The following is a 21506-nucleotide window of genomic DNA, read 5'->3' as shown; positions in this document are numbered from 1 at the left end:
GCCCGCGTAGGGCGACATTAGAGGCCTGCAGGGCAGAACGAGTAGCGATCGCCGCCGAGGTTGGCGGTTTGTCGCAAACTGGCGGGCTGGCATTCGCAAAGCCGAAATCGGTCACAAACCGCCTCAGGCTTCGAGATGATCATCTGACGCAGCCGGTCACTCGAGTTCTTGCGAAGGTGGGACATCGCTTGCCTAGGGGCATCGCGCAGAGCTGGCCCAAGAGCGGAAATGCCGAACGGGCTCCAAGCGAGGTTCGCGCCTTAACTCGCGTGACAAGATCTGGCGCTCAAAACGGCTAGTTTGAGCTCCTTAGGACACGCCGAGCAGGGCTGCCTCGCCCGCATCATCGAAGTTGGCGAATGCGCCTTGCTGAACGGATCTCGGTGTGGGCGTTGATTAACTGCCGTTGGACCGCGTGAGCCTCGGGGGCTTCTGCATGGCGGTCGAACAGATCGTTTCAGGGCTTCGCCATGGCGCCCCGGCCAATGCGGAGGCGAAAGGGCGAGCCCGAGACAAAAGAGTACCGTTCGACCGTGAAGCGACATGCCGGGCAAAGTCGGGCATTGGCCGCCACATCTCCTTGGTTCAGCCCTGTCGCAGCGAGCACACCGAAGCGGTCTCATCGATTGGTGTTTTTAGTCCGAAGACCGGCTTCGCCTCGACCGCCTGTAACGCAACGGCGCAACGCGACTTTCTTCCCCTGACGGCTGCGCCGTCATTCCTCGCGGCACAACAAAGTCGCTCTCGCGCCGTCCTCCGCTTCGCTGCGGCCCTTGGGTGCGCCGGCGGTCGCCTCCGGCCTTGCGAGCATCATCGAGACCGCAATGGTGCGACTCGTTAACAGACAGGATCAAGGAGAATTACCATGGCTACCATCGGCACCTTCAAGAAGTCCGGCAACAACGAATTCACTGGCGAAATCGTCACCCTCAGCGTCCAGGCCCGCGGCGTCCGCATCGTCCCCGAAACCCGCGCAAACGGCGACAACGCTCCAAGCCACCGCGTCTTCGTCGGCCGCGCAGAAATCGGCGCCGCCTGGGCCAAGCAGTCCAACGAAGGCCGCGCCTATCTGGGGCTCAAGCTCGACGATCCGAGCTTCACCGCTCCGATCTTCGCCAACCTCTTCGATGACGAGGACGGTGAGGGCCACAGCCTCATCTGGTCTCGCCCCAGCCGTCGGAACGCTGAGTAGCTCGCTCGCATCGGTCCCGCCCGGTCCATCCGGGCGGGACCTCTCGATCAAACAATAGTCGGCATAGCGAGCGGCAGGGGCGATGCTAGGACAGCATCGCGTGATGCGCGCCTGGCCTCCTCCAAGAACGACGTCGCACCTGTAAGGTTTGCCTCTGCGTCGCGCGAGGGAATAACGATGATTGGGCCTTTTGACGAAACTGCACCGACCGGCGACGAACTAACCGACTATGATCGCAGCCACGTCAAGCTCTACATGCGCTTGTTCGACGCCGACGCTGACGGCGCCGATTGGCGCGAGGTGGTCAAGGTTCTCTTCGGGATCGATCCAGCAGTGGAGCCGCAGCGTGCCCGACGCGTCCATGATAGTCACCTGGCGCGGGCACGCTGGATGACGCGCACCGGCTACCGTTATCTCCTGGGCCAGACTGACCCCAAGCGAACTTAGTCCGGCAGGTGATGCCGAAAGAGCATCACGCGATGCCTCCGCTGGGTCTTCCGTCATCCGCCAGAGTTCGGAATCGAATCGAGCACAACCTGCAGTTTTCGCGAGGAACCGCTCGACGAAACCGAACACGTCGCGTTGGCGGGACAACAACAGCTACGACTTCTTCGACAGCTTGCCAATCGAAGGCCTCGCTTGGGAATGTCTGCGACGCTCCAATTCGTACCAGAGGTACTATCAAGCGCTCGCTAGTGCAGGAGCCGAGGAGGAACCCTTCGCGCTGGAAGCACAGCGGCGCTGGGGGCTGCGATTTCCCGGCCCGGCCGGATTTGTCCGCGTTGACGCAAGACGTTCTCTGGTCGCCCCTGGCCGATCCGGCTGTGCTGACCCTCATGCCGTCTCCGGAATTCCTTTCGGCCGAGCCCTTTGCGCTCGTCGGACTCGGCACCTATCGCGACAGCCCTCAAGGGTCTCATGCCGTCCACGACAGGGGCATCGCCACACAGCTGCTCCTTCTTCCCGGTAGTGAGACAAGCCGTTCACTGTCGGCCTTGATCCCACTGGATTCCCAGACACTGGAGCGGGTCGAAGCCCTTGTCCGTTTCTGGCGCGGCTATCATGGGTGGTCTGTGCCGCCTGACACCCGCATGACCGTTCAGCAACGGCGTCGCCTGCGTCTGATGATGCAGGCCTCCGACGGTCGCACGAACGGCGCCAGTTACCGCGAGATCGCCTTCACTTTCTTTGGGACAGAGCGTGTCGCTTCTGCTCCCTGGAAAACCTCCTCGTTGCGGGACACGGTGATTGGTCTCGCCAGAGCTGGCGCTGCCATGATCGGCGGCGGCTATCTGCAACTCCTACGCCATCGCCGCCGCTCCTAGCGGGATCGGGGTGGTGATTTTGGCTCCCCTGATCTTCCCCATCCCCTCCGACCCTGTCTTTCCGCCACCGTGATCGCCGTCCGCCGCTGAACGCCAGCGGTTCGCTGAACCCCCACGGAGGCCTGAAACATGCGACCGGATCTAGCTCTTTTGCCGCCACGCTTTCTTCGCACGAAGGAAGCCGCCGAATTCCTCAGCCTGTCAGCCCGCACGCTCGAGAAGCACCGCACCTACGGCACCGGTCCTGCCTATCGCAAACTCGGCGGCCGCGTCGTCTATGCCGTCGATGATCTGCAGGCCTGGGCCGAACGCGGGGCCGTGACCTCAACCTCTGATCCGCGCGGCTCCGTCCTTCCCGCCAAGCGCCATTTGCCAACGCCTTCGAGCCAGACCGGACGGTATGGGCGCTAAGCCGCGGACGATCTGCGCGGCCGTTCATCGCGCAGGCAGACCAGGGACAGCAACAGCAACAGCGCAACGCAGCCGTGCTCGCCCACAAGATGAGGAGACAGACGATGGCCGTTGTCGTTGACTTCCGTACAGGCAGATCGGCGCCCGGCGCCATGCAGGACGAAGACCTCACGCATGTCGAATTGACATGGGTCGAGAAGAAGATCGAGTACTGGATCCGCTTCGGTGCGGTTGCCAGGGAGAAGGTACTCGATCGACGCCGGCGCATCGTTTCATTTCGCTCCGGCACTGTCTTTGCCTTCGTCCGCTGGGCCGCAAACGACTTCGGCACGATCATCTCGCGCGTCGATATCGTGCGCGCTGTCGGGCAGAGCCAAGCCCATCAGACGCTGCCTTTCGTGCGCCCTGGCGGCGACATCCTGCTCAAGATGGAAGGCTGGCCCAAGGTCGAGCGTGTGCTGCAGACGATCGACGGTATCGAGCAACTCGACATCGATCCGGAAGCGGTTTCGCCCGACCACTGGCGGCACGTCCACAACCGGATGACGGCTGGCCAGGATCCTCGCGCCTACACGCTTGATCTTCATCGAGCTTACCTGCTTCGGCGGCAGGTGCAGCTATGAGCCGGTCCGCAATTATGCTCGCTACTGGGCTGGCGACCGTAGGCGTGCTCTTCCCCGGTCTCACCGTTCTGACGCCAAAGCTGGTCTGGAATGCTTCGGCCAGCGCTCCGGTTGGCCTCTACCGGATCGACGGCGGCGGGCCGTTGTCGGTGAGCGAACTCGTCGCCGTCGTGCCGCCTGAGCCGCTCGCAACATTCCTTGCCGCCCGAGCCTATCTACCGAAGGGCGTGCTTTTGCTCAAGCACATCGTGGCGGTTTCCGGTCAAACCTTGTGCCGGCATGAACTCACCATCTCGGTAGATGGTCTGGTAGTCGGCGTTGCACTTGAGCGCGATCGCGCCGGGCGCGATCTGCCACGCTGGCAGGGCTGCCAGCGTATCCCGGTCGGCGCCGTCTTCCTCATGAACCGGCAGGTACGAGACAGCCTCGACGGCCGATATTTCGGCCTCGTCTCCACCGATCAGATTATTGGCCGCGCGGTCCCGCTGTGGACCGACGAGCAAGGCGACGGTCGCTTTGAATGGCGCGCGCGAACGCGGTGAGCGCGCTAACGGCGGTCCATTTCATGCCGCCTCTCATCACCGCGGTCTATCAGCCCCAGGAGACACGACATGCCTCAGATCGGAGAATTCACGCGCAATACAACCGGCTATTCGGGACACATCCTAACACTCAGCCTCGACCTCGATGTCGCGATCATCGCGGCCGAAGCCAGCGATGTGGAAAACGCGCCCGACTACCGGGTGCACGCTGGCAGCGAGGACGGCCCCGCGATCGGGGCTGGGTGGAAACGCTCCGGTGAAAAGGCCGGCGAGTTCGTGTCGCTCCTGATAGATGACCCGACCTTCGCGCAACCGATCCGCGCCAATCTGTTCCAGAACAGCCACGACAAGAAGTCCTGGTCCTTGCAGTGGTCCCGTCCGCGCGACCGCGCCGAGAAGGACTGAGCGATGTCCGCGCGCCGACGGTCGACACGCCATCCGGGATCGCACAGCCTGCTGCGCTCGGCCACACGGCCGGCTCTCGCGCTGCTTGGCGGCCTCTGCATCACATGCGTCCTTCCTGCACTTGCGGTGGCGCACGACCGGACAGTCGTCACGCCGTCGGTGCGAAGTCCTTATGAGGCCCACATCGCGGAAGCGGCAAGTCGCTTCCGTCTTCCGCCCGCATGGATCCGCGCGGTCCTTGCCGCCGAGAGCGCTGGCGTCGTACGCGCCACATCGCGCAAGGGCGCGATGGGCCTCATGCAGATCGTGCCCGAGACCTGGTCCGATCTGCGCGCCCGGTATCGCCTTGGCGGCGATCCCTACGATCCACGCGACAACATCATCGCGGGCTCGGCCTATATTCGCGAACTGCTTGATCGCTACGGATTCCCTGGCTGGATTGCTGCCTACAATGCTGGTCCGGGGCGCTACGAGATGTCCTTACAAGGCCGGCGCCTGCCTGCGGAGACGCGCGCCTATGTCGCCGCCGTTGCGGCCGCCATCGTCGACGACGGCATGACAAAAGCAATCAGTTCGGCAGTATCCGCACGGCCTGGCTGGAAGTTTGCGCCGCTCTTCGTCGCGCAGCGGAACGGAAGTGCGACCGCTTATGCAATGCAGCAGGGCCGTCCGCGCGATGACGCCTCAAGGTCCCAGACAAAGGGCGGACCGCCAAACGTCGCGCCGCAGTCAACTGGCCTGTTCGTGCCTAAAACAAACGAAAGGGCCGCGCCATGAGACACCCCGGGGCCCGTCGCATCATCTCGTGCTTCAGCGTGCCAAGGCGCGCGGAAAGGACAGGGGCAGGCACCACGACCGGGGGATTGCCGCCCGTAATCGGGGCGAGCGCATGGCCGAGCAGCAAAACTGTGCGTCGACCGCTAGTCAACTGGCGATGGCCGGCGACTCGGCGGCAAAATCTGCTCCTGTGAAGCAACGCAGGAGGCGAACGATGGAATTCTTTTGCGGACTGGACGTGGCGATGGACGAAACAGCGGTGTGCGTCGTCGACGATCATGGCGTTGTGCATCTTGAGATGACGACGGTGACTGATCCCGACGCGCTGTTTGCGACGTTGAAGCCGTTTCTGCCGCGCCTGCGGCGTGTGGGCCACGAAGCAGGATCACTGTCGCCCTGGCTGCATCCGGAACTCAAGAAACTCGGCCTGCCGGCCGTCTGCCTGGAGACGCAGCACGTGCGCGCCGCGATGTCGGCGCAGCGCAACAAAACCGACAAGGCCGATGCGCTCGGCATCGCCCATATCATGCGCACCGGCTGGTTCCGCCAGGCCCATATCAAGTCGGAAAGCTGCTACCGGACCAAGCTTCTGCTGACGCACCGGCGCAATCTGAAGGCCAAGTTCCTCGACCTTGAGAACGCCATCCGCCATTCGCTGAAGGCGTTCGGCATCCGCCTAGGCAAGGTCGGTCGAGGGGCTTTCGAGCAGACGGTGCGCACCGCGGTGGCGGACGACCCGCTGTCGTCCGAGCTGATGGACGCCATGCTGTCGGCGCGCGCAGCGCTGTGGAGACAGTATTGCCGGCTGCACGATCTCGTCGTGAAAATGGTGGCGCGCAGCGAACTGTGCCGACGCTTCATGGCAATTCCTGGCGTCGGCCCCGTCACAGCACTTTCGTTCATGACGGCGATTGACGATCCGTCACGCTTCCGTCGCTCACGCGACGTCGCGGCCTACTTCGGGCTGACCTCGCGGCGCTGGCAGTCGGGCACCTCGATCGACGTTCAGGGTCGTATATCGAAGGCCGGCGATGCCGATGTTCGACGCTCGCTCTACGAGGCGGCGTCGGGGCTGATGACGCGCTTCAAGGGCAGGGACAAGGTTAAGAGCTGGGGCCAGGCGATCGCCAAACGCTCCTGCCACCGCAAGGCCTGTGTCGCCGTGGCGCGCAAGCTGGCGGTGATCATGCACGCGATCTGGACCGACGGCACGTTCTATGTCGGCGATCCGGCGGCAAGCCAGGCGGACGCCGCGCGCCGTGCCCATGACAAAGCCCGCAAGCTGCTCGGAGCGCATCGATGAGCAGAAGACCGACAGTTGAAACGCATGGCACCGGCACGTTGACGGACGCCATCTGAGACAAGGAATCCGCTCCGGCGGATGAGGACCGATGCAGACCAGGAACGACGGAACGCACGTTATCTTGCCTGCGGCCGCGCCGATCGCGAGACGGCCGGACCGCGCCGGATTGCCTGTGACGATGCTCCGTCACTCCGATGGAAAAGTGCGCCACGACGGTTCCCGTGCTGCAAATAAGCAGCGCTGCTACGCCGTCGCAGAGCGCGGAAGACTGCACGGCGCATCGGAACTCGACGCAAGAGTACGGGATCGTGGTTTAGGGCATAGAATAGTCTATTATCGTAATTTTGAAGAGGAACGACGATGGAAAGAAAGTCGCGGAAAATACGACCGATTAAGACGGCAGGATAAAAGGCCGCACATTGTGCGTCGGTTGGGCGGTTGTTCTTGCTCGATATTCTGGCGTGTTGCGCACATTGCCAACCACCGGCGCAATGTGTGCGAAACGCCTACATTACTGAATTTGCGCCTTTTTCTACACGTTGCGGTGACGCGCGATGGATAGGGAGCGGGAGTTTCGCATTCGGCCTGGCCGGATCCGCTCGACCCGCGCCCAGCAGGCCCGGCCTTTCATCGCGCAGGCCCTCGCCGCGGCGAAAAAGGCTGGCGGCGCCATCTCGCGCTCGGGCCGGATTGTTCCCAGCAACCGCTCCCGTTTTGGCCACGGCCAGCGTGCCAGCATCCAAGCCAATCGCTTCGTCACCTCACGATCGCGTGGCGCTGTCGTCAAGGCACGCGTTGTCCGCCACTCCCTGCGGGCCGCCTCGCTTGGCACACACCTCACCTACTTGCGGCGCGAGGGAGTAACCCGCGACGGAGAGAAGGCGAAATTGTTTGGCCCGGGGGCCGAGGAAGCCGATGGTGCGGCCTTTGCTATGCGCGCCAAGGACGACCGGCACCATTTCCGATTCATCGTCTCGCCGGACGACGCCCTCGACATGGCGGACCTCAAAACCTTCACCCGCGAACTGGTGGGACAGATGGAGAAGGACCTGGACACGCGGCTCGACTGGGTAGCGGTCGATCACTGGAACACCGGGCATCCGCATCTCCATCTGATCGTGCGTGGTGTTCGTGACGACGGCCAGGATCTGGTCATCTCGCGTGACTATATCAAGGAAGGCATGCGTGACCGGGCTCGGGAGTTGATCACCCAGGAATTGGGGCCACGCACCGATCTCGATATCCGCCGGACGCTCGAAAGCCAGATCCAGTCCGAGCGTTGGACACAACTGGACCGCCAGCTGGTTCGCGACGGGCGCGACGACGGTGTCATCGATCTCGCCCCACGGGCCGACAAGCCACCCGACGAGTTTCATGCGATGAAGGTCGGCCGCCTGCGCAAGCTCGAATCCCTCGGTCTCGCCGAGCAACTCGGACCTGGTCAATGGATAGTCGACGAGCGGGCCGAAGCCGCGCTGCGCGAGCTCGGCGAACGTGGCGACATCATCAAACGCATGCACCGCGCGCTGAGTGAACAAAGCATCGAGCGCGGTCCAGCGAGCTACGTTCTGGCTGCAGAGAGTCTTGATGCGCCCATTATCGGGCGGCTGCTCGAGCGTGGGCTCGACGACGAACTGCGCGGGACAGCCTATGCTGTCATTGACGGCGTCGACGGACGCACGCATCACATCAAACTTTCCGACCTGGAAGCTTCGGGCGACAGCCTGCCCGGATCGATCGTCGAGTTGCGCAAATTCGATGACGCGCGCGGCCAACGCCGGGCAGCTCTGGCAGTGCGCTCCGATCTTGGTTTGGATGAACAAGTTGCGGCATCGGGTGCGACCTGGCTCGACCGCCAGGCGATCGCCCGCGAGCCTGTCGCCATGGCCGAAGCTGGCTTCGGCGACGAGGTCCGCCACGCCTTGAACAGGCGCGCCGAACACCTTGTCGATCAGGGGCTCGCAGAGCGGCAGGGAAGGCGGGTTGTCTTCGCTCGCAACCTACTCGACACGCTGCGCCGCCGGGAACTGGAGATGCATGGCGACAAGCTCGCGGACGAAACCGGACGGCCCTTCAACCGTGTCGCTACCGGAGGCTATGTCGCCGGCACTTATCGTCAGCGCTTGATGCTGGCCTCCGGCCGCTTCGCCATGATCGACGACGGCCTCGGCTTCCAGCTCGTTCCTTGGACGCCCTCTCTCGAAAAGCATCTCGGCCAGCACGTCTCCGGTGTTGCCCGTGATGGCGGAGGTGTCGATTGGAGCTTTGGCCGTAAGAGGGGGCTTGGCCTCTGACAACCCCAGAAAGGACCTGCAATGTCCGCCACGAAAATCCTATGGGGTCAGATCCTCACGGTCTTCCTGATCGTCCTGTTGACGACCTGGGGGGCGACGCAATGGACCGCATGGAGACTCGGTTTCCAGACGGGGCTCGGTCACCCCTGGTTCGAGGTTGCCGGACTGCCCGTCTACTATCCGCCCGCACTGTTCTGGTGGTGGTACTTCTACGACGCCTATGCACCAGGTATCTTCGTGGAAGGCGGATTGATCGCCGTGTCCGGCGGCTTCCTGTCAATCGTCGTTGCAATTGGCATGTCGGTGTGGCGGGCGCGTGAGCTCAAGAACGTCTACACCTATGGCTCGGCGCGATGGGCCGAGAGGAGGGAGGTGGAGGCTGCCGGCCTGCTCGGCGCCGACGGTGTCGTGCTCGGGCGCTATGAACGCCATTACCTGCGCCACGATGGTCCCGAGCATGTGCTGTGCTTCGCTCCGACCCGATCCGGCAAGGGCGTCGGCCTGGTGGTGCCTTCGCTGTTGACCTGGCCGGGCTCGGCGATCGTCCACGACATCAAGGGCGAGAACTGGCAGCTCACAGCCGGCTTCCGCGCTCTCCACGGTCGTGTGCTGCTCTTTGACCCGACCAATTCGAAATCGTCGGCCTACAATCCCTTGCTGGAAGTGCGCCGCGGCGAATGGGAGGTCCGCGATGTCCAAAACATCGCCGACATTCTGGTCGACCCGGAAGGAGTCTCGAGAAGCGCAACCACTGGGAAAAGACTTCTCACGCGCTGCTGGTTGGCGCGATCCTGCATGTCCTCTATGCCGAGAAGGACAAGACACTGGCCGGGGTCGCTGGCTTCCTCTCCGATCCAAAGCGTCCGATTGAGTCCACCCTGGCAGCAATGATGAAGACCGCGCATCTAGGAGACGCTGGCCCGCATCCGGTCATCGCCAGTGCGGCGCGCGAGCTGCTGAATAAATCCGACAATGAACGCTCGGGTGTGCTCTCCACCGCGATGTCCTTTCTCGGTCTCTACCGCGATCCCGTCGTCGCCGAGGTAACCCGGCATTGCGACTGGCGGATCACCGACATCGTCGGTGAGAAACGCCCGGCAACGCTCTATCTCGTCGTGCCGCCTTCGGACATCAATCGGACCAAACCCCTTATTCGCCTTATCCTCAATCAGATTGGACGTCGCCTCACCGAGGATCTGCATACCAAGGCCAGCCGCCACCGGCTGCTTTTGATGTTGGACGAGTTTCCGGCCCTCGGCCGGCTCGACTTCTTCGAGTCCGCCCTGGCCTTCATGGCCGGCTATGGGCTGAAAAGCTTTCTCATTGCGCAGTCGCTGAACCAGATCGAGAAGGCCTACGGTCCGAACAACTCTATCCTCGACAACTGTCATGTTCGTGTGAGCTTCGCCACGAACGATGAAAGGACCGCAAAACGCGTCTCTGACGCGCTAGGCACTGCGACCGAGATGCGGGCGATGAAGAACTATGCCGGCCATCGGCTCTCGCCCTGGCTCGGACATCTGATGGTCTCGCGGCAAGAGACAGCCCGCCAGTTGCTGACGCCAGGCGAGATCATGCAGCTTCCCCCGACCGACGAGATCGTCATGGTGGCGGGAGCACCGCCGATCCGGGCGAAGAAGGCGCGCTACTATGAGGATGTCCGCTTCCGCGAACGCGTCCTCCCGCCACCCGAGTTGGGCCGATCCCAATCGGCCAATGTTGACGACTGGAGTCACCTGCAGTCGCTGGTCCACGCTGAAGTCAGCGAGGATCTCCTCATGCCCCAGCAGGACGATGGAGATCCGACGGGATCGGAGCGACGTCATCAACCCGAACTCAATCGTGCGCGGCCAGTCGAAAAAACCGCTCCGATCGACAATGAGTTCGAGATCAGCCCGGCCGACGACAGCGACGACGATGATGCGGTTCGCAATCGGCGCCTAGCGCGCCTGATGCAGGGCGTCGCGCGGCAGGTCTCGCTCGACCCTGATGATGGCATGGAGTTGTAGCTCCCATGACAGGTGGCAAGAAGAAGGTGCAGATTTCGGTCTACCTCGATCAGACCATTATGACGATGCTTGGCGATTATGCGGCCCGGCGCGATCAATCCCAATCCATGATCGCGGAGGCTGCGATTGCGTCGTTCCTGTCGCCGGATGCGGATGAGCGCCGCGAAGCGGCGATCGCCAAGCGCCTTGACCAGGTCGATCGCCGTCTGGCCCGGCAGGAACGGGATATAGGCATCGCGGTCGAGACCCTGGCGGTGTTCGTCCGCTTCTGGCTCGCGGCAACGCCTGCCTTGCCAGAGCCCGCCGCCCAGGCCGCGCGGGGCAAGGCCGCCGAACGCTACGAAGCCTTCGTCACCGCCTTGGGGAGGCGGCTGGCGAAAGGGCCGAAACTGCGACAGGAGATTTCGGACGATATCCACCCGACCGAGACAGGTGGGATTTAGGCTGACAGTGGCCACGAGAGTGGCGCCTCTACTTTGGCGGCGTTTACAGTTTTTCATAGTTGCGGCGATGGTCGCCGCAAATTGACATTATTGTAAACTGCGGCCACATGTGCTAGTTTATCGAAATGAAGAAATGCGGCGATGATTGCCGCATACATCAAAATCTATAAACCCAATGCCCACGAATGCCGATCGCCGAGAACTGCTTCAAACCCTGATGCCCGAGGGGCTTCTAGTGACGAAGCATTGGCTGACGCAGCAAAGCCCGCAGTTTGATCGTCACGCCCTCGACAACCTGCTCAAAAGCAAGCAGCTCAAAGCGCTGGCGCCGGGCGTATATGTGCGGCCAGGCACGCATTTGACCTGGCAAGGCGTCGTGGCCGCCTTGGAAACCATATTCAGCAAGGATCTTAATGTCGGTGGGCTTACCGCACTGGAATTGCAAGGATTTGCGCACTACCTGCCGCTGTCGCGCCAACGATCAGTGCATCTTTACAGCAAGGATGCTTTGCCGGCCTGGCTGAACCATGCGATACCGGCCGTACGGTTCGTCCGCCACAACCGCCTTTCCTCGCTGTTGGGATTCGGCTTCGTTCACCGGGAGTATGATCCGGTCGAGCGCACACTCAAAGATGTCGAACCTCCGGGCCGGCGGCAAGTTTATTGGCCTGTCACCTTGTCGTCGCCAGAACGGGCCTACCTTGAGGTGCTGATGGATGTTCCCGAGGCGATCTCCTTCGAACATGCCAATCAGCTGCTTCAGGGTATGACGACGCTTTCGCCGCGGCGCATGGAGCAGCTGCTGCGCAAATGCACCAACGTCAAGGTCCGCCGGCTGTTCTATTGGATGGCAGAACGCAACGCTTACGCATGGCTTAAAAAGCTGCCCCCTCCCGAAGCGCTCGATGATCTCGGCCTTGGCAGCGGCAACAGAGTTCTGGCCAAGGGCGGCAGACTCGATCCAAAGTATCGCATAACCGTTCCGGAGGAGATGTGGACACCGCCAGCCCCTACTACGGACAAGTCCGCCTCCTGACCCGCATCTTGCCGCTGGTGGCGGTGGAGAAGTCGTTTGCCCTAAAGGGTGGCACGGCGATCAATCTTTTTATCCGCGACCTGCCGCGCCTCTCTGTCGACATCGATCTTGTCTATCTGCCAATGGACGATCGTGACGCGGCATTGAGGAACGTCGCGGAGGCGCTTGCCCGCATCGCGGACGCCGTCATCGCCGCGATGCCTGGCACCGAGATTGTTCGCTCTTTCGAGCATCAGGCAGATGCACTTCGCCTCTTCGTCGCGCAAGGCAGCGATCGCATCAAGATCGAGCTCTCGCCGGTCCTGCGTGGATCCGTGTTTCCCGAGGAACCGCGCGAAGTGTCGCCCGCGGTCGAGGAGCAGTTTGGCTACATCGAAATGCAGCTTCTTTCCATCCCGGACCTCTATGCCGGAAAGATCTGCGCCGCGCTCGACAGGCAGCACCCGCGGGATCTTTTCGATGTGAAACTGCTCTTTGAAAACGAGGGCCTCACCGAGGACCTGGTCAGGACATTTCTGGTCTACCTGATCAGCCACAACCGGACTATGGCCGAACTGCTGCAGCCAACGCGCAAGGATATCGCCGGCATCTACGAGGGCGAATTCGTTCGTATGTCCCAGATCGAGGTCAGCCTCGACGAACTGCTGGCCGTCCGCGAACGCCTGATCGCAGACCTCAACAAGGCCCTGACCGAGGATCAGCGCAAATTCCTCCTGTCCTTCAAGGCAAGGCGCCCGGATTGGAACCTGCTAGGTATCGAAGAGGCCGACAAGCTTCCCGCGGTTCGCTGGAAAATGCACAATCTGGAACGCATGCAGCGAGACAAGCACCGTCAGGCATATGAGAAGTTGGAGAATGCGCTCGGCCTCAGTTCCAGGCAAGCCAAGTAGGTCTGCCGCTGGTCAACGAATCCCAAGCTGATTAGCGAATACATCGACGTTCAAGCGTAACCAAGCTTGGCGGAGGCCGGCCGCCCGGCATTTGACGTTCTCGGGCCCGCCGCCGTTCACCTGTATTTGCACGCTGTGCTACGACGACAATGGAAACTTGTTGAATCAGCGGAATTTCTGGCTCTTTTGATCATCCCCAAGCGGGGACCGACTGAATTGTTCCCGACCGAAACGGGGACAACATGGCTGCTTCGCACAACGATACCGAAGGACGAGCGCGCAGCTCGCGCATGCTGCGCACGGCGCTCGGGCCGGCTATCAGCCGGTTCCTGGACGATCCCGAAATCGTCGAAGTGATGTTGAACCCGGATGGCCGGATTTGGGTCGATCGGCTCGCCGAGGGTCTGTCCGGGACGGACGAGATGATCTCAGCCGCAGACGGCGAGCGGATCGTGCGACTGGTCGCCCATCATGTCGGCGCGGAAGTGCATAGCCGCTCGCCGCGCGTCTCGGCGGAGTTGCCGGACACCGGAGAACGCTTCGAAGGGTTGCTGCCGCCTGTCGTGACAGCGCCTGCCTTCGCAATCCGTAAACCTGCTGTCGCTGTCTTCACACTCAAAGACTATGTGGCGGCAGGCATTATGAGCGCACAACAGGCAGCGACGTTGCGCGCCGCCGTCGCCACCCGTCACAATATCCTTGTCGCCGGCGGCACATCAACCGGCAAGACGACGCTGACCAACGCCTTGCTTGCCGAAGTCGCCAGAGGGTCTGACCGCGTGGTCATCATCGAGGACACGCGCGAACTGCAGTGCGCGGCTCCCAATCTTGTCGCCATGCGGACCAAGGATGGCGTTGCTACCCTGTCTGACCTGGTTCGCTCGTCGCTGCGTCTGCGGCCCGATCGCATACCGATCGGCGAAGTTCGCGGTCCGGAGGCTCTCGACCTGCTCAAGGCATGGGGCACAGGCCACCCCGGCGGAATCGGTACCATCCATGCCGGCTCCGGTATCGGCGCGTTGCGTCGGCTCGAACAACTCATCCAGGAGGCCGTCGTCGCCGTTCCTCGTGCGCTGATTGCCGAAACCATCGACCTCGTCGCGGTGGTTGCCGGACGCGGCTCGGCGCGGCGGCTTGCCGAACTCGCGCGCGTCGAAGGTCTCGGCCCCGACGGCGACTATCGCATCATTCAAGCCAAACCTACCGACACAGGAGAGAACTCATGATCGCCGCCCTTACACGCGGCTACCGCAATGCGGTTGCCGTTGCCATGATCCTTATTGTCAATGTCGCCATTGCTCCCGCCGCCAATGCGTCCGGTTCGTCGATGCCGTGGGAGCAGCCCCTCGAGAAGATCCTGCAGTCTATCGAGGGGCCGGTCTCCAAGATCATTGCCGTCATCATCATTATTGTGACGGGGCTGACGCTCGCCTTCGGCGATACGTCGGGCGGCTTTCGGCGGTTGATCCAGATCGTCTTTGGCCTGTCGATCGCCTTCGCGGCCTCCAGCTTCTTCCTGTCGTTCTTCTCGTTCGGCGGCGGAGCATTGATCTGATGGCGACCGCTTTCGAACAGCTCGACGCGGTGCCGGGATGGATCGTTCCTGTTCACAAGGCACTGACCGAGCACATCCTGCTCGGCGGCGCGCCGCGCTCCATCGCGATCCTGAACGGCACGCTTGCCGGCGCGGTCGGTCTCGGCCTGCGCCTTTGGCTGGTCGGCCTCATCATCTGGGCGCTCGGCCATGCCGCCGCGGTATGGGCCGCGAAGCGCGATCCGCTGTTTTTCGAAGTCGGCCGCCGGCATCTGCGACTTCCCAGTCATTTGTCGGTTTGAGGACGTGGCCATGATGAACCTTGCCGAATTTCGCAGTAGCGCCAGCCGCCTTGCCGACTATCTGCCATGGGCCGCTCTTGTCGCCCCTGGCGTCGTCTTGAACAAGGACGGCAGCTTGCAGCGCACCGCCAAGTTTCGCGGACCCGATCTCGATTCCGCCGTCGCGGCCGAATTGGTCGCGGTCGCCTCGCGCATCAACAATGCCTTCCGTCGCCTCGGCTCTGGTTGGAGCATCTTTGTGGAGGCTCAGCGCCACGAGGCGGCAACGTATCCCGAGAGCCAGTTTCCCGACGCGGCCTCCGGCCTGGTCGATGCCGAACGCAAGGCTGACTTCGAGGAAGAAGGCGTCCATTTCGTCTCGAGCTACTTCCTCACCTTCCTCTATCTGCCGCCCGCCGAGGAGGCCACGCGTACGGAAGGCTGGCTCTACGAGGGACGCGAACAGTCCGGCGTGAATCCGCGTGAGATCCTGCGCGCCTTTGTCGACCGCACCGAGCGCGTGCTCTCGCTGCTCGATGGCTTCATGCCGGAATGCCGTTGGCTGGACGATGTCGAGACGCTGACCTACCTGCACTTCACTGTTTCGACGAAGCGCCATCGTGTGCGCATGCCGGAGACGCCTGTCTATCTCGATGCGCTGTTGGCCGACGAGCCCCTAACGGGCGGGCTCGAGCCGCGTCTTGGGGACCAGCATCTTCGCATGCTCACCATCATCGGTTTTCCGACCGCGACGACGCCGGGTCTGCTCGATGAGCTCAACCGGCTTGCCTTTCCCTATCGATGGTCGACGCGCGCGATCCTGCTCGACAAGGTCGACGCCACGAAGCTGCTGACGAAAATCCGGCGCCAGTGGTTTGCCAAACGCAAGAGCATAGCAGCGATCCTGAAGGAGGTGATGACCAACGAGGCGTCCGTGCTGATGGACACGGACGCCTCCAACAAAGCGGTCGACGCCGACATGGCCTTGCAGGAACTCGGCGCCGACATGTCGGGCTTGGCCTATGTCACTGCGACGATCGCAGTCTGGGATGCCGATCCGCGTCTCGCAGACGAGAAACTGCGCCTTGCCGAAAAGGTCATCCAGGGCCGCGATTTCACGGCTATGGTCGAAACCGTCAACGCCGTCGATGCTTGGCTCGGCTCATTGCCCGGACATGCCTACGCCAATGTCCGCCAGCCGCCTCTCTCGACGCTCAATCTCGCCCACATGATTCCCCTCTCTGCCATGTGGGCGGGGCCGGAACGGGACGAGCATTTCGGTAGCCCCCCTTTGCTTTACGGCAAAACCGAAGGCTCCACCCCGTTCCGGTTGTCCCTGCACGTCGGTGATGTTGGCCACACGCTCGTCGTCGGCCCCACCGGCGCGGGTAAGTCGGTGCTTCTTGCGTTTTCAGCCACTTTTGCTAGATCATGTTGTCGGAGGCGGCACATGGGTCGACTTCGCCGTCGACGAGGCCAGAGTGCGAAAGCTGACAGAAGCAATCCATCAGAATGCTCCTGAACTCGCCATCGCTGCCGAAATGATATTTGTTGATGCAATTGCGAACGGGTGGATCAAACAATCTGCCAAGGAATGACCAAGCCGGATGGTACGCTCGCCGGCTTCGAAATTGGTTTTGCCACTGATCACTGCGCCAGAATGAAGGTCAAATACGCGATCACGGCTGACTGCTCCTTCGACAACATGATCCCGGCACTCAACGTTGGCAAGTATGATGCTCTCATGGCCGACGTCGCCACAACGCGGGAGCGCGAAGAGCTTATCGCCTTTTGAAAACCGTGTGCTTCGATCTGCTACACATTTGCGACACCCTGTTTTCAAGGTTGCGTGATGGGCAATGGCGCTGGCGTCGGTATGCGCAAGCAGGGCACCGAACTCAAGGCAATGTTCGACAAGGCCTAGCAGGATGGCACGATTAGGTCACCGTCGGCTTCGGTTTTTGGTATCGACGTGACGCCTCAGTGAGGCGCGGTTTGATTGGGATGCTCCCTTGATTTTATTGCGAAATTTCACTCGGGGGCGCTACCATAAGAGGAGCTTTTCTCATATTTTTCAGTTAGTTAACTAGATTTTGGTAGCGGGAGAGCGCTACCGCCTTTCCCCCACTCATCAAACCACCAGTTCCGGCTTCGCTGCTGCGGCTGACCGAAACAAGTCGAGCGGCGACAAACCCTTTGGTCACCGAAGGCAGAGAATCGTCGCCGATCAGCCGCCGGACTTGTCGAGAATGGGGATCGCGCGATCTCGGCCGGTTGGCTTCCATCCTGACGCAAAAAAAGCGGACCGCCGCGGACGGGGACAGTCGGTCCCGCGTCCCGTGCTGCGGCCGGCGCTATGCTGACGCTCCTACGGCTGTCCCGTTAACCGCCCGCGGCGGGGGCGAATTTCCTCCGTCCTGCGCGCGACAACCGTCCACTGTTGCGGACGCGCGCAGGACTGCAGTTTATACGCCCTTCTTCCTTAGCGTGCCGACGGTTGCCGGGGCCGGCATCTTTCACGGTATACGCGCTACTTCAAAGCCTCATTGAGAAGGCTCCGGCTTAACGCCGTAGTGCACCTCGCAATGATCAGGCTGCTGAGGAAGGCGCTCTGATAAACGGTGTTGGCGTAGAGCCTGATGTAGCTCCTGAAGTCGAACTCCGGAGGATAGGGAAAGTTCGGCCGGCTCGACAGCGAGGCGAACAGGACGTGGAATCGCCCGTGGCCGCGCCGAGCACGTGCCGGACTCGCCGAACTGCTGCGCTATCGACATGCCGTTGAGCACGCCGCACGGCGCGCCGAGCAAGCGGGGGGCGAGCGATGCCGACAGCGTCGGAATAAAGCAGAGCCCAAAGCCTACCACTGGCACGCACCAGGGTGAGCTTGGACTTGTCGCCCTTCACCGGGTCATGGATTAGAGATCGCATGCCGCGCTCCAAGACGCGGTGACCCTGGAAGACTCTGTATGGCTGATACTCATGGCTCAGCTCAACTTATGGCCTAGTTTGCGATTATTCATGTGGAGCACTTGAAAACAAGGACGAATGACGGAACGATTAATAGGTGAGGCTTATGAATATCCAAGCCCGGCATATTCGCGCCTTCATCGCCGTGGCTGAGGAAAGGAGCTTTGCGCACACCGCTGAAAGGCTGAACGTCTCGCAACCGGCGCTTTCGCAGACCATCATCCAGTTCGAGGAGACGCTTGGCTTTCCGGTATTCGAGCGCACCACCCGCAACGTGAGCCTGACCCAGTCCGGAGAGAGGCTGCTGGTAAGAGCGCGGACGCGGGACAAGGACATCGAATTGTTCCAGGGCGAGGCGAGGGCGCTGCAGCTTGCCCTGAAGAACAGCTTGCACGTCGGCTACATGATCGGCACCGCCGTTCAGTTCATTCCGGCGATCATTCGTGAGTTCGAACGAATGCGCCCGGGTGTCTCACTGCACCTGCAGGAGTTCGATTTCTCGGATCCGACGGCAGGCCTGGGGGACGGCAAGGTCGATTGCGGCATCATTCGGCCACCTGTCGATCTCGACGACATCGAAATTGTCAACATCGAGAAATGCGTCGTGTGCCTGCCGACGGGGCACCATCTCGCTCGTCGAACTTGATGACATATTCGACGAGCCGACGTCGCCGCCCCGGTGCCCGGCGTATGGCGCGACTACTGGCTCGCCAATGAATACCGCTTCGACAGGCCGGCCAACGTGGTCTTCAAGGCGGCCACCGTCAACTCCGGGCTTCAGGCGGTTGCCTCCGGCCGCGGCATAAGCATCACCCCGATCGACCACACCTGCCGCCAATGCTGAGCAAGCGAGGCGCTGAATGCCCGCATTATTCCCTTCGCAAGTGCCGGTTAGTGAGATTGGGCCCTGGCCAACCAACAGCTACCGCTCATTTTTTCGCAAGAGAAACCTAGTTGCACGAGGGAAATTTCTGATTTCACGCGGACCTGTCTTCAGGGCGATTGCAATCGGGTCTGCTGGGCGGAAGCACAACCTCTTCGCAGCATGTGCGGTATGCGTCGTAAAATCTCGACCGCGCTGGACTAAAGGAGGCCATTCCGGCAGCTCCCGGTGGATTGTTGAGTGCGGAATCCAACAAGAACCATTTCAACTCTTGCAACAGACGGTTCAGTCTGCGCAACAAAAATTCACCGTTGACATTTTGTTTCCTTTGTGAAACTCTGTTTCCGTCTTCCAAAGCCGAGCGATGAGAGCAGGCGAATTTTGTAGAGTGCTGCGAGGCCTCAGCGACCTCATAACGTTGCGGGAACTAACGGACCGGCGGCGCAAGAAGTGCCGACAGTGGGAACCTGAAGGGTCATCTAGTGGGAAAAATGCTTGGTGTAGACGTCGGTGGGACGTTTACGGATTTCGTATCGTTTGACCGCGAAACAGGAAAAGTCGAAGCCTGGAAGAACCTAACTACGTCTGGCGATCCAATCAAAGGAATCGTTACAGGCCTGGAGAAGTTCGGCGACTATTCAATCGAATATCTTCGGCTTGGAACGACAATTGCTACGAATGCACTTCTGGAGCGCCGCGGCGCAGACGTTGCATATATAACCACAAGAGGCTTTCGGGATATCCCGTTCATCCAGAGCGGAAAGCGCAAGGGAAGCTACGATATCACCTGGGTCAAGACGGCCCCTCTGATTCAACGGCGAAATGCTTATGAGGTGGACGAGCGGATAGATGCCGATGGCAAGATCCTGAAGCCGTTGGACGAACATGGCGCACGGGAAGTGGCTAGGCAGATCCGTTCAAAAGGCCAAGTTCATGCCGTGGCTGTGTGCCTGTTGTTCTCCTACGCTAATCCAGCACATGAACGGCGCCTGCGAGAGATACTAGCCGAAGAACTCCCGGACCACGCGATCTCGATTTCATTTGACGTGATGCCGAGGTGGAAGGAGTACGCCCGGGCACAAACGACGATCTCTGATGCCTATGTAAAGCCGCTCCTTCAACAGCAAGTTGCGCGCATTGATCAGTACTTCTCCTCTAGAGCTGACGATCCACGCGTCGTTATGATGAAATCGAACGGCGGCGAGGTCGCGCTCACCGCGGCCGCGAAGGTGCCTATCAATCTCGCCGTGTCAGGGCCGACTGGCGGCGTCATCGGCGCGCGTGATCTATCGAAGGCCATCGGCGAGAGCCATGTCGTTACGCTCGATATAGGCGGAACATCAACAGACTGCGCCAGCATCGTTGACTTTACAGAAGCATTTACGACGAACTTTGAGATCGAGTTCGGCCTGCCCATCCAGGTACCGATGATCGACATTAGGACTTTCGGAGCGGGAGGAGGTTCAATCGCCTGGGTTGATACGGGAGGAATGCTGCGCGTTGGGCCTATGAGCGCCGGCGCAATGCCTGGGCCAATCTGCTACGGACGGGGTGGCACCAAGCCGACCGTCACGGATGCAAATGTGGTCCTTGGGCGGATCGATCCAAATAACTTCCTCGGGGGAAGCTATCGTTTAGATAAGGACGCGGCAGTCCACGCGATCGAAGTCCTGGGACAGTCCATCGGGCTGGGACTCGAAGAAACCGCGTGGTCGATCCTGCGCATTGTTAACAACAACATGCTTGGGCCGCTGCGCGCTGTGCTAACTGAGCGGGGGCATGATCCGCGCGATTTCGCACTTGTTGGCTTTGGCGGAGCTGGTCCGCTGCATGTGGCGGAACTCATGGCCGAAGGCGATCTCAAGAAAGCAATCGTTCCAAACTATCCCGGTCAGTTCTCCGCTTACGGCTTTCTGCGAGCAGATGCTCGGGTTGATCTCGAACGCACTGTCCCCATGACATCCAACACATTCCAGGGTGACAAGCTGACGGAAGTGCTTGGCGCTCTGAGACAAGCAGCCGAGAAGGAATTGGAGGAGCAGGGCTATCGGGGCAACGTCATTCTCATGCCGAGTGTGGAGATGCGTTATTTCGGTCAGAGTCATGAACTCGAGGTCCCCATCGATTTTATGAATTTCGACGAGGCAAACACCAAGAGTCTTTTCCGAAAATTCAACGAAGCACATCAATCGCGGTACGGCTATCACAATCCCGAGGAAAAACTTGAGATAGTGAATCTCAAGCTGACAGCGGTCGGCGCGACCGAAAAGCCGGTATTCGAAACGATCGAAGAGGCGGGTAGGAACGTTCAGCCCACTGGAATGCGTCGTGTGGTGTTTGAGGACGGGCCACGGGATACGCCAGTATACTGGCGATCTAACCTTGGGGCGGGTTCAACGATTGATGGACCAGCACTGGTAGAAGAAATTGCTTCGGTGACGGTCGTACCTGAATACGCAACAATGAAGGTGGATCAGTTCGGCAACTTGATTATTTCGCGCAAGAGTGGACTCCGCTAACATGAAATTATCACCGAACAAGTATTACGTCGAAAAATACCTAAAGTGTAGAAACTGCGGGGCGCTACTTTT

General features: G+C 61.1%; 20 protein-coding genes and 3 pseudogenes. All 23 read left to right on the top strand.

The genetic code is table 11. The features are described from left to right. Positions 1 to 865: 865 nt before the first annotated feature. The 23 genes and pseudogenes from AC56QP_RS10205 (at position 866) to AC56QP_RS10095 (ending at position 21434) form a co-directional block, all read left to right on the top strand. Positions 866 to 1192 carry a DUF736 domain-containing protein gene (locus tag AC56QP_RS10205; protein ID WP_489859820.1) on the top strand — a complete coding sequence of 109 codons (327 nt, stop codon included), beginning with the start codon at positions 866 to 868 and terminating at the stop codon, positions 1190 to 1192. Positions 1193 to 1369: 177 nt separating this feature from the next. Continuing rightward, the gene (locus tag AC56QP_RS10200) at positions 1370 to 1639 is read left to right on the top strand and encodes a DNA -binding domain-containing protein (protein ID WP_489859821.1); all 270 of its coding nucleotides are present in this window, start codon (positions 1370 to 1372) and stop codon (positions 1637 to 1639) included. 172 nt (positions 1640 to 1811) lie between these two features. Further along, a pseudogene (locus AC56QP_RS10195) lies at positions 1812 to 1892 on the top strand (transcriptional regulator domain-containing protein); the annotation flags it as partial. Positions 1893 to 2016: 124 nt separating this feature from the next. Continuing rightward, complete coding sequence (locus AC56QP_RS10190; RefSeq protein ID WP_489859822.1) at positions 2017 to 2517, top strand: DUF2285 domain-containing protein; 501 nt, start codon at positions 2017 to 2019, stop codon at positions 2515 to 2517. Between the two features lie 129 nt (positions 2518 to 2646). Further along, complete coding sequence (locus tag AC56QP_RS10185; protein WP_489859823.1) at positions 2647 to 2928, top strand: helix-turn-helix transcriptional regulator; 282 nt, start codon at positions 2647 to 2649, stop codon at positions 2926 to 2928. A gap of 104 nt (positions 2929 to 3032) precedes the next feature. Continuing rightward, positions 3033 to 3551 (top strand): DUF2840 domain-containing protein, encoded by a 519-nt coding sequence (locus AC56QP_RS10180; protein WP_489859824.1) that lies wholly within the window; start codon positions 3033 to 3035, stop codon positions 3549 to 3551. Continuing rightward, positions 3548 to 4093 carry a S26 family signal peptidase gene (locus tag AC56QP_RS10175; protein WP_489859825.1) on the top strand — a complete coding sequence of 182 codons (546 nt, stop codon included), beginning with the start codon at positions 3548 to 3550 and terminating at the stop codon, positions 4091 to 4093. Before AC56QP_RS10180 ends, AC56QP_RS10175 begins: the two co-directional genes overlap by 4 nt. Positions 4094 to 4162: 69 nt before the next feature. Beyond that, the gene (locus AC56QP_RS10170; RefSeq protein WP_489859826.1) at positions 4163 to 4498 is read left to right on the top strand and encodes a DUF736 domain-containing protein; all 336 of its coding nucleotides are present in this window, start codon (positions 4163 to 4165) and stop codon (positions 4496 to 4498) included. 126 nt (positions 4499 to 4624) lie between these two features. Then, complete coding sequence (locus tag AC56QP_RS10165) at positions 4625 to 5275, top strand: lytic transglycosylase domain-containing protein (RefSeq protein WP_489859827.1); 651 nt, start codon at positions 4625 to 4627, stop codon at positions 5273 to 5275. 214 nt (positions 5276 to 5489) lie between these two features. Continuing rightward, the gene (locus tag AC56QP_RS10160; protein WP_489859828.1) at positions 5490 to 6578 is read left to right on the top strand and encodes an IS110 family RNA-guided transposase; all 1089 of its coding nucleotides are present in this window, start codon (positions 5490 to 5492) and stop codon (positions 6576 to 6578) included. 554 nt (positions 6579 to 7132) lie between these two features. Then, the gene (locus tag AC56QP_RS10155) at positions 7133 to 8872 is read left to right on the top strand and encodes a relaxase/mobilization nuclease domain-containing protein (protein ID WP_489859829.1); all 1740 of its coding nucleotides are present in this window, start codon (positions 7133 to 7135) and stop codon (positions 8870 to 8872) included. Positions 8873 to 8893: 21 nt separating this feature from the next. Continuing rightward, positions 8894 to 10881: pseudogene (locus tag AC56QP_RS10150) on the top strand (conjugal transfer protein TraG). Positions 10882 to 10886: 5 nt separating this feature from the next. Further along, positions 10887 to 11324, top strand: a complete 438-nt coding sequence (locus tag AC56QP_RS10145) for a CopG family transcriptional regulator (protein ID WP_489859830.1) — start codon at positions 10887 to 10889, stop codon at positions 11322 to 11324. Positions 11325 to 11499: 175 nt separating this feature from the next. After that, positions 11500 to 12360 (top strand): type IV toxin-antitoxin system AbiEi family antitoxin domain-containing protein, encoded by an 861-nt coding sequence (locus AC56QP_RS10140; protein WP_489859831.1) that lies wholly within the window; start codon positions 11500 to 11502, stop codon positions 12358 to 12360. Next, on the top strand, positions 12318 to 13250 hold the full coding sequence (locus AC56QP_RS10135) for a nucleotidyl transferase AbiEii/AbiGii toxin family protein (protein ID WP_489859832.1): 933 nt from the start codon (positions 12318 to 12320) through the stop codon (positions 13248 to 13250). Before AC56QP_RS10140 ends, AC56QP_RS10135 begins: the two co-directional genes overlap by 43 nt. Positions 13251 to 13492: 242 nt before the next feature. Then, the gene (gene trbB, locus AC56QP_RS10130) at positions 13493 to 14476 is read left to right on the top strand and encodes a P-type conjugative transfer ATPase TrbB (protein ID WP_489859833.1); all 984 of its coding nucleotides are present in this window, start codon (positions 13493 to 13495) and stop codon (positions 14474 to 14476) included. Between the two features lie 44 nt (positions 14477 to 14520). Continuing rightward, positions 14521 to 14805: a TrbC/VirB2 family type IV secretion system protein gene (locus AC56QP_RS10125; protein WP_489863636.1), complete on the top strand. Its 285-nt coding sequence runs from the start codon at positions 14521 to 14523 to the stop codon at positions 14803 to 14805. Beyond that, positions 14805 to 15086 (top strand): VirB3 family type IV secretion system protein, encoded by a 282-nt coding sequence (locus tag AC56QP_RS10120; protein WP_489859834.1) that lies wholly within the window; start codon positions 14805 to 14807, stop codon positions 15084 to 15086. Before AC56QP_RS10125 ends, AC56QP_RS10120 begins: the two co-directional genes overlap by 1 nt. 10 nt (positions 15087 to 15096) lie before the next feature. Beyond that, positions 15097 to 16482: pseudogene (locus AC56QP_RS10115) on the top strand (VirB4 family type IV secretion/conjugal transfer ATPase); the annotation flags it as partial. A 177-nt stretch (positions 16483 to 16659) separates the two neighbouring features. Continuing rightward, on the top strand, positions 16660 to 16860 hold the full coding sequence (locus tag AC56QP_RS10110) for a transporter substrate-binding domain-containing protein (RefSeq protein WP_489859835.1): 201 nt from the start codon (positions 16660 to 16662) through the stop codon (positions 16858 to 16860). A gap of 1278 nt (positions 16861 to 18138) precedes the next feature. Further along, a complete protein-coding gene (locus AC56QP_RS10105) occupies positions 18139 to 18678 on the top strand; it encodes a LysR family transcriptional regulator (protein WP_489859836.1) in 540 nt (179 codons plus the stop codon). A 33-nt stretch (positions 18679 to 18711) separates the two neighbouring features. Further along, complete coding sequence (locus tag AC56QP_RS10100; RefSeq protein WP_489859837.1) at positions 18712 to 18876, top strand: hypothetical protein; 165 nt, start codon at positions 18712 to 18714, stop codon at positions 18874 to 18876. A gap of 530 nt (positions 18877 to 19406) precedes the next feature. Continuing rightward, positions 19407 to 21434, top strand: a complete 2028-nt coding sequence (locus tag AC56QP_RS10095; RefSeq protein ID WP_497100575.1) for a hydantoinase/oxoprolinase family protein — start codon at positions 19407 to 19409, stop codon at positions 21432 to 21434. Positions 21435 to 21506: the final 72 nt, after the last annotated feature.

This window comes from Mesorhizobium sp. RCAM 05104 (genome assembly GCF_059683645.1).
This window is presented reverse-complemented; position numbering and strand designations above follow the sequence as displayed.

Excerpts from the sequence above, each read along its gene's own strand:
- AC56QP_RS10205 (WP_489859820.1), top strand. The coding sequence starts at position 866 with ATGGCTACCATCGGCACCTTCAAGAAGTCCGGCAACAACGAATTCACT.
- AC56QP_RS10140 (WP_489859831.1), top strand. The coding sequence starts at position 11,500 with ATGCCCACGAATGCCGATCGCCGAGAACTGCTTCAAACCCTGATGCCC.
- AC56QP_RS10125 (WP_489863636.1), top strand. The coding sequence starts at position 14,521 with ATGATCCTTATTGTCAATGTCGCCATTGCTCCCGCCGCCAATGCGTCC.
- AC56QP_RS10185 (WP_489859823.1), top strand. The coding sequence starts at position 2,647 with ATGCGACCGGATCTAGCTCTTTTGCCGCCACGCTTTCTTCGCACGAAG.
- AC56QP_RS10120 (WP_489859834.1), top strand. The coding sequence starts at position 14,805 with ATGGCGACCGCTTTCGAACAGCTCGACGCGGTGCCGGGATGGATCGTT.
- AC56QP_RS10145 (WP_489859830.1), top strand. The coding sequence starts at position 10,887 with ATGACAGGTGGCAAGAAGAAGGTGCAGATTTCGGTCTACCTCGATCAG.
- AC56QP_RS10155 (WP_489859829.1), top strand. The coding sequence starts at position 7,133 with ATGGATAGGGAGCGGGAGTTTCGCATTCGGCCTGGCCGGATCCGCTCG.
- AC56QP_RS10200 (WP_489859821.1), top strand. The coding sequence starts at position 1,370 with ATGATTGGGCCTTTTGACGAAACTGCACCGACCGGCGACGAACTAACC.
- AC56QP_RS10170 (WP_489859826.1), top strand. The coding sequence starts at position 4,163 with ATGCCTCAGATCGGAGAATTCACGCGCAATACAACCGGCTATTCGGGA.
- AC56QP_RS10160 (WP_489859828.1), top strand. The coding sequence starts at position 5,490 with ATGGAATTCTTTTGCGGACTGGACGTGGCGATGGACGAAACAGCGGTG.
- AC56QP_RS10180 (WP_489859824.1), top strand. The coding sequence starts at position 3,033 with ATGGCCGTTGTCGTTGACTTCCGTACAGGCAGATCGGCGCCCGGCGCC.
- AC56QP_RS10175 (WP_489859825.1), top strand. The coding sequence starts at position 3,548 with ATGAGCCGGTCCGCAATTATGCTCGCTACTGGGCTGGCGACCGTAGGC.
- AC56QP_RS10095 (WP_497100575.1), top strand. The coding sequence starts at position 19,407 with ATGCTTGGTGTAGACGTCGGTGGGACGTTTACGGATTTCGTATCGTTT.
- AC56QP_RS10110 (WP_489859835.1), top strand. The coding sequence starts at position 16,660 with ATGACCAAGCCGGATGGTACGCTCGCCGGCTTCGAAATTGGTTTTGCC.
- trbB (WP_489859833.1), top strand. The coding sequence starts at position 13,493 with ATGGCTGCTTCGCACAACGATACCGAAGGACGAGCGCGCAGCTCGCGC.
- AC56QP_RS10105 (WP_489859836.1), top strand. The coding sequence starts at position 18,139 with ATGAATATCCAAGCCCGGCATATTCGCGCCTTCATCGCCGTGGCTGAG.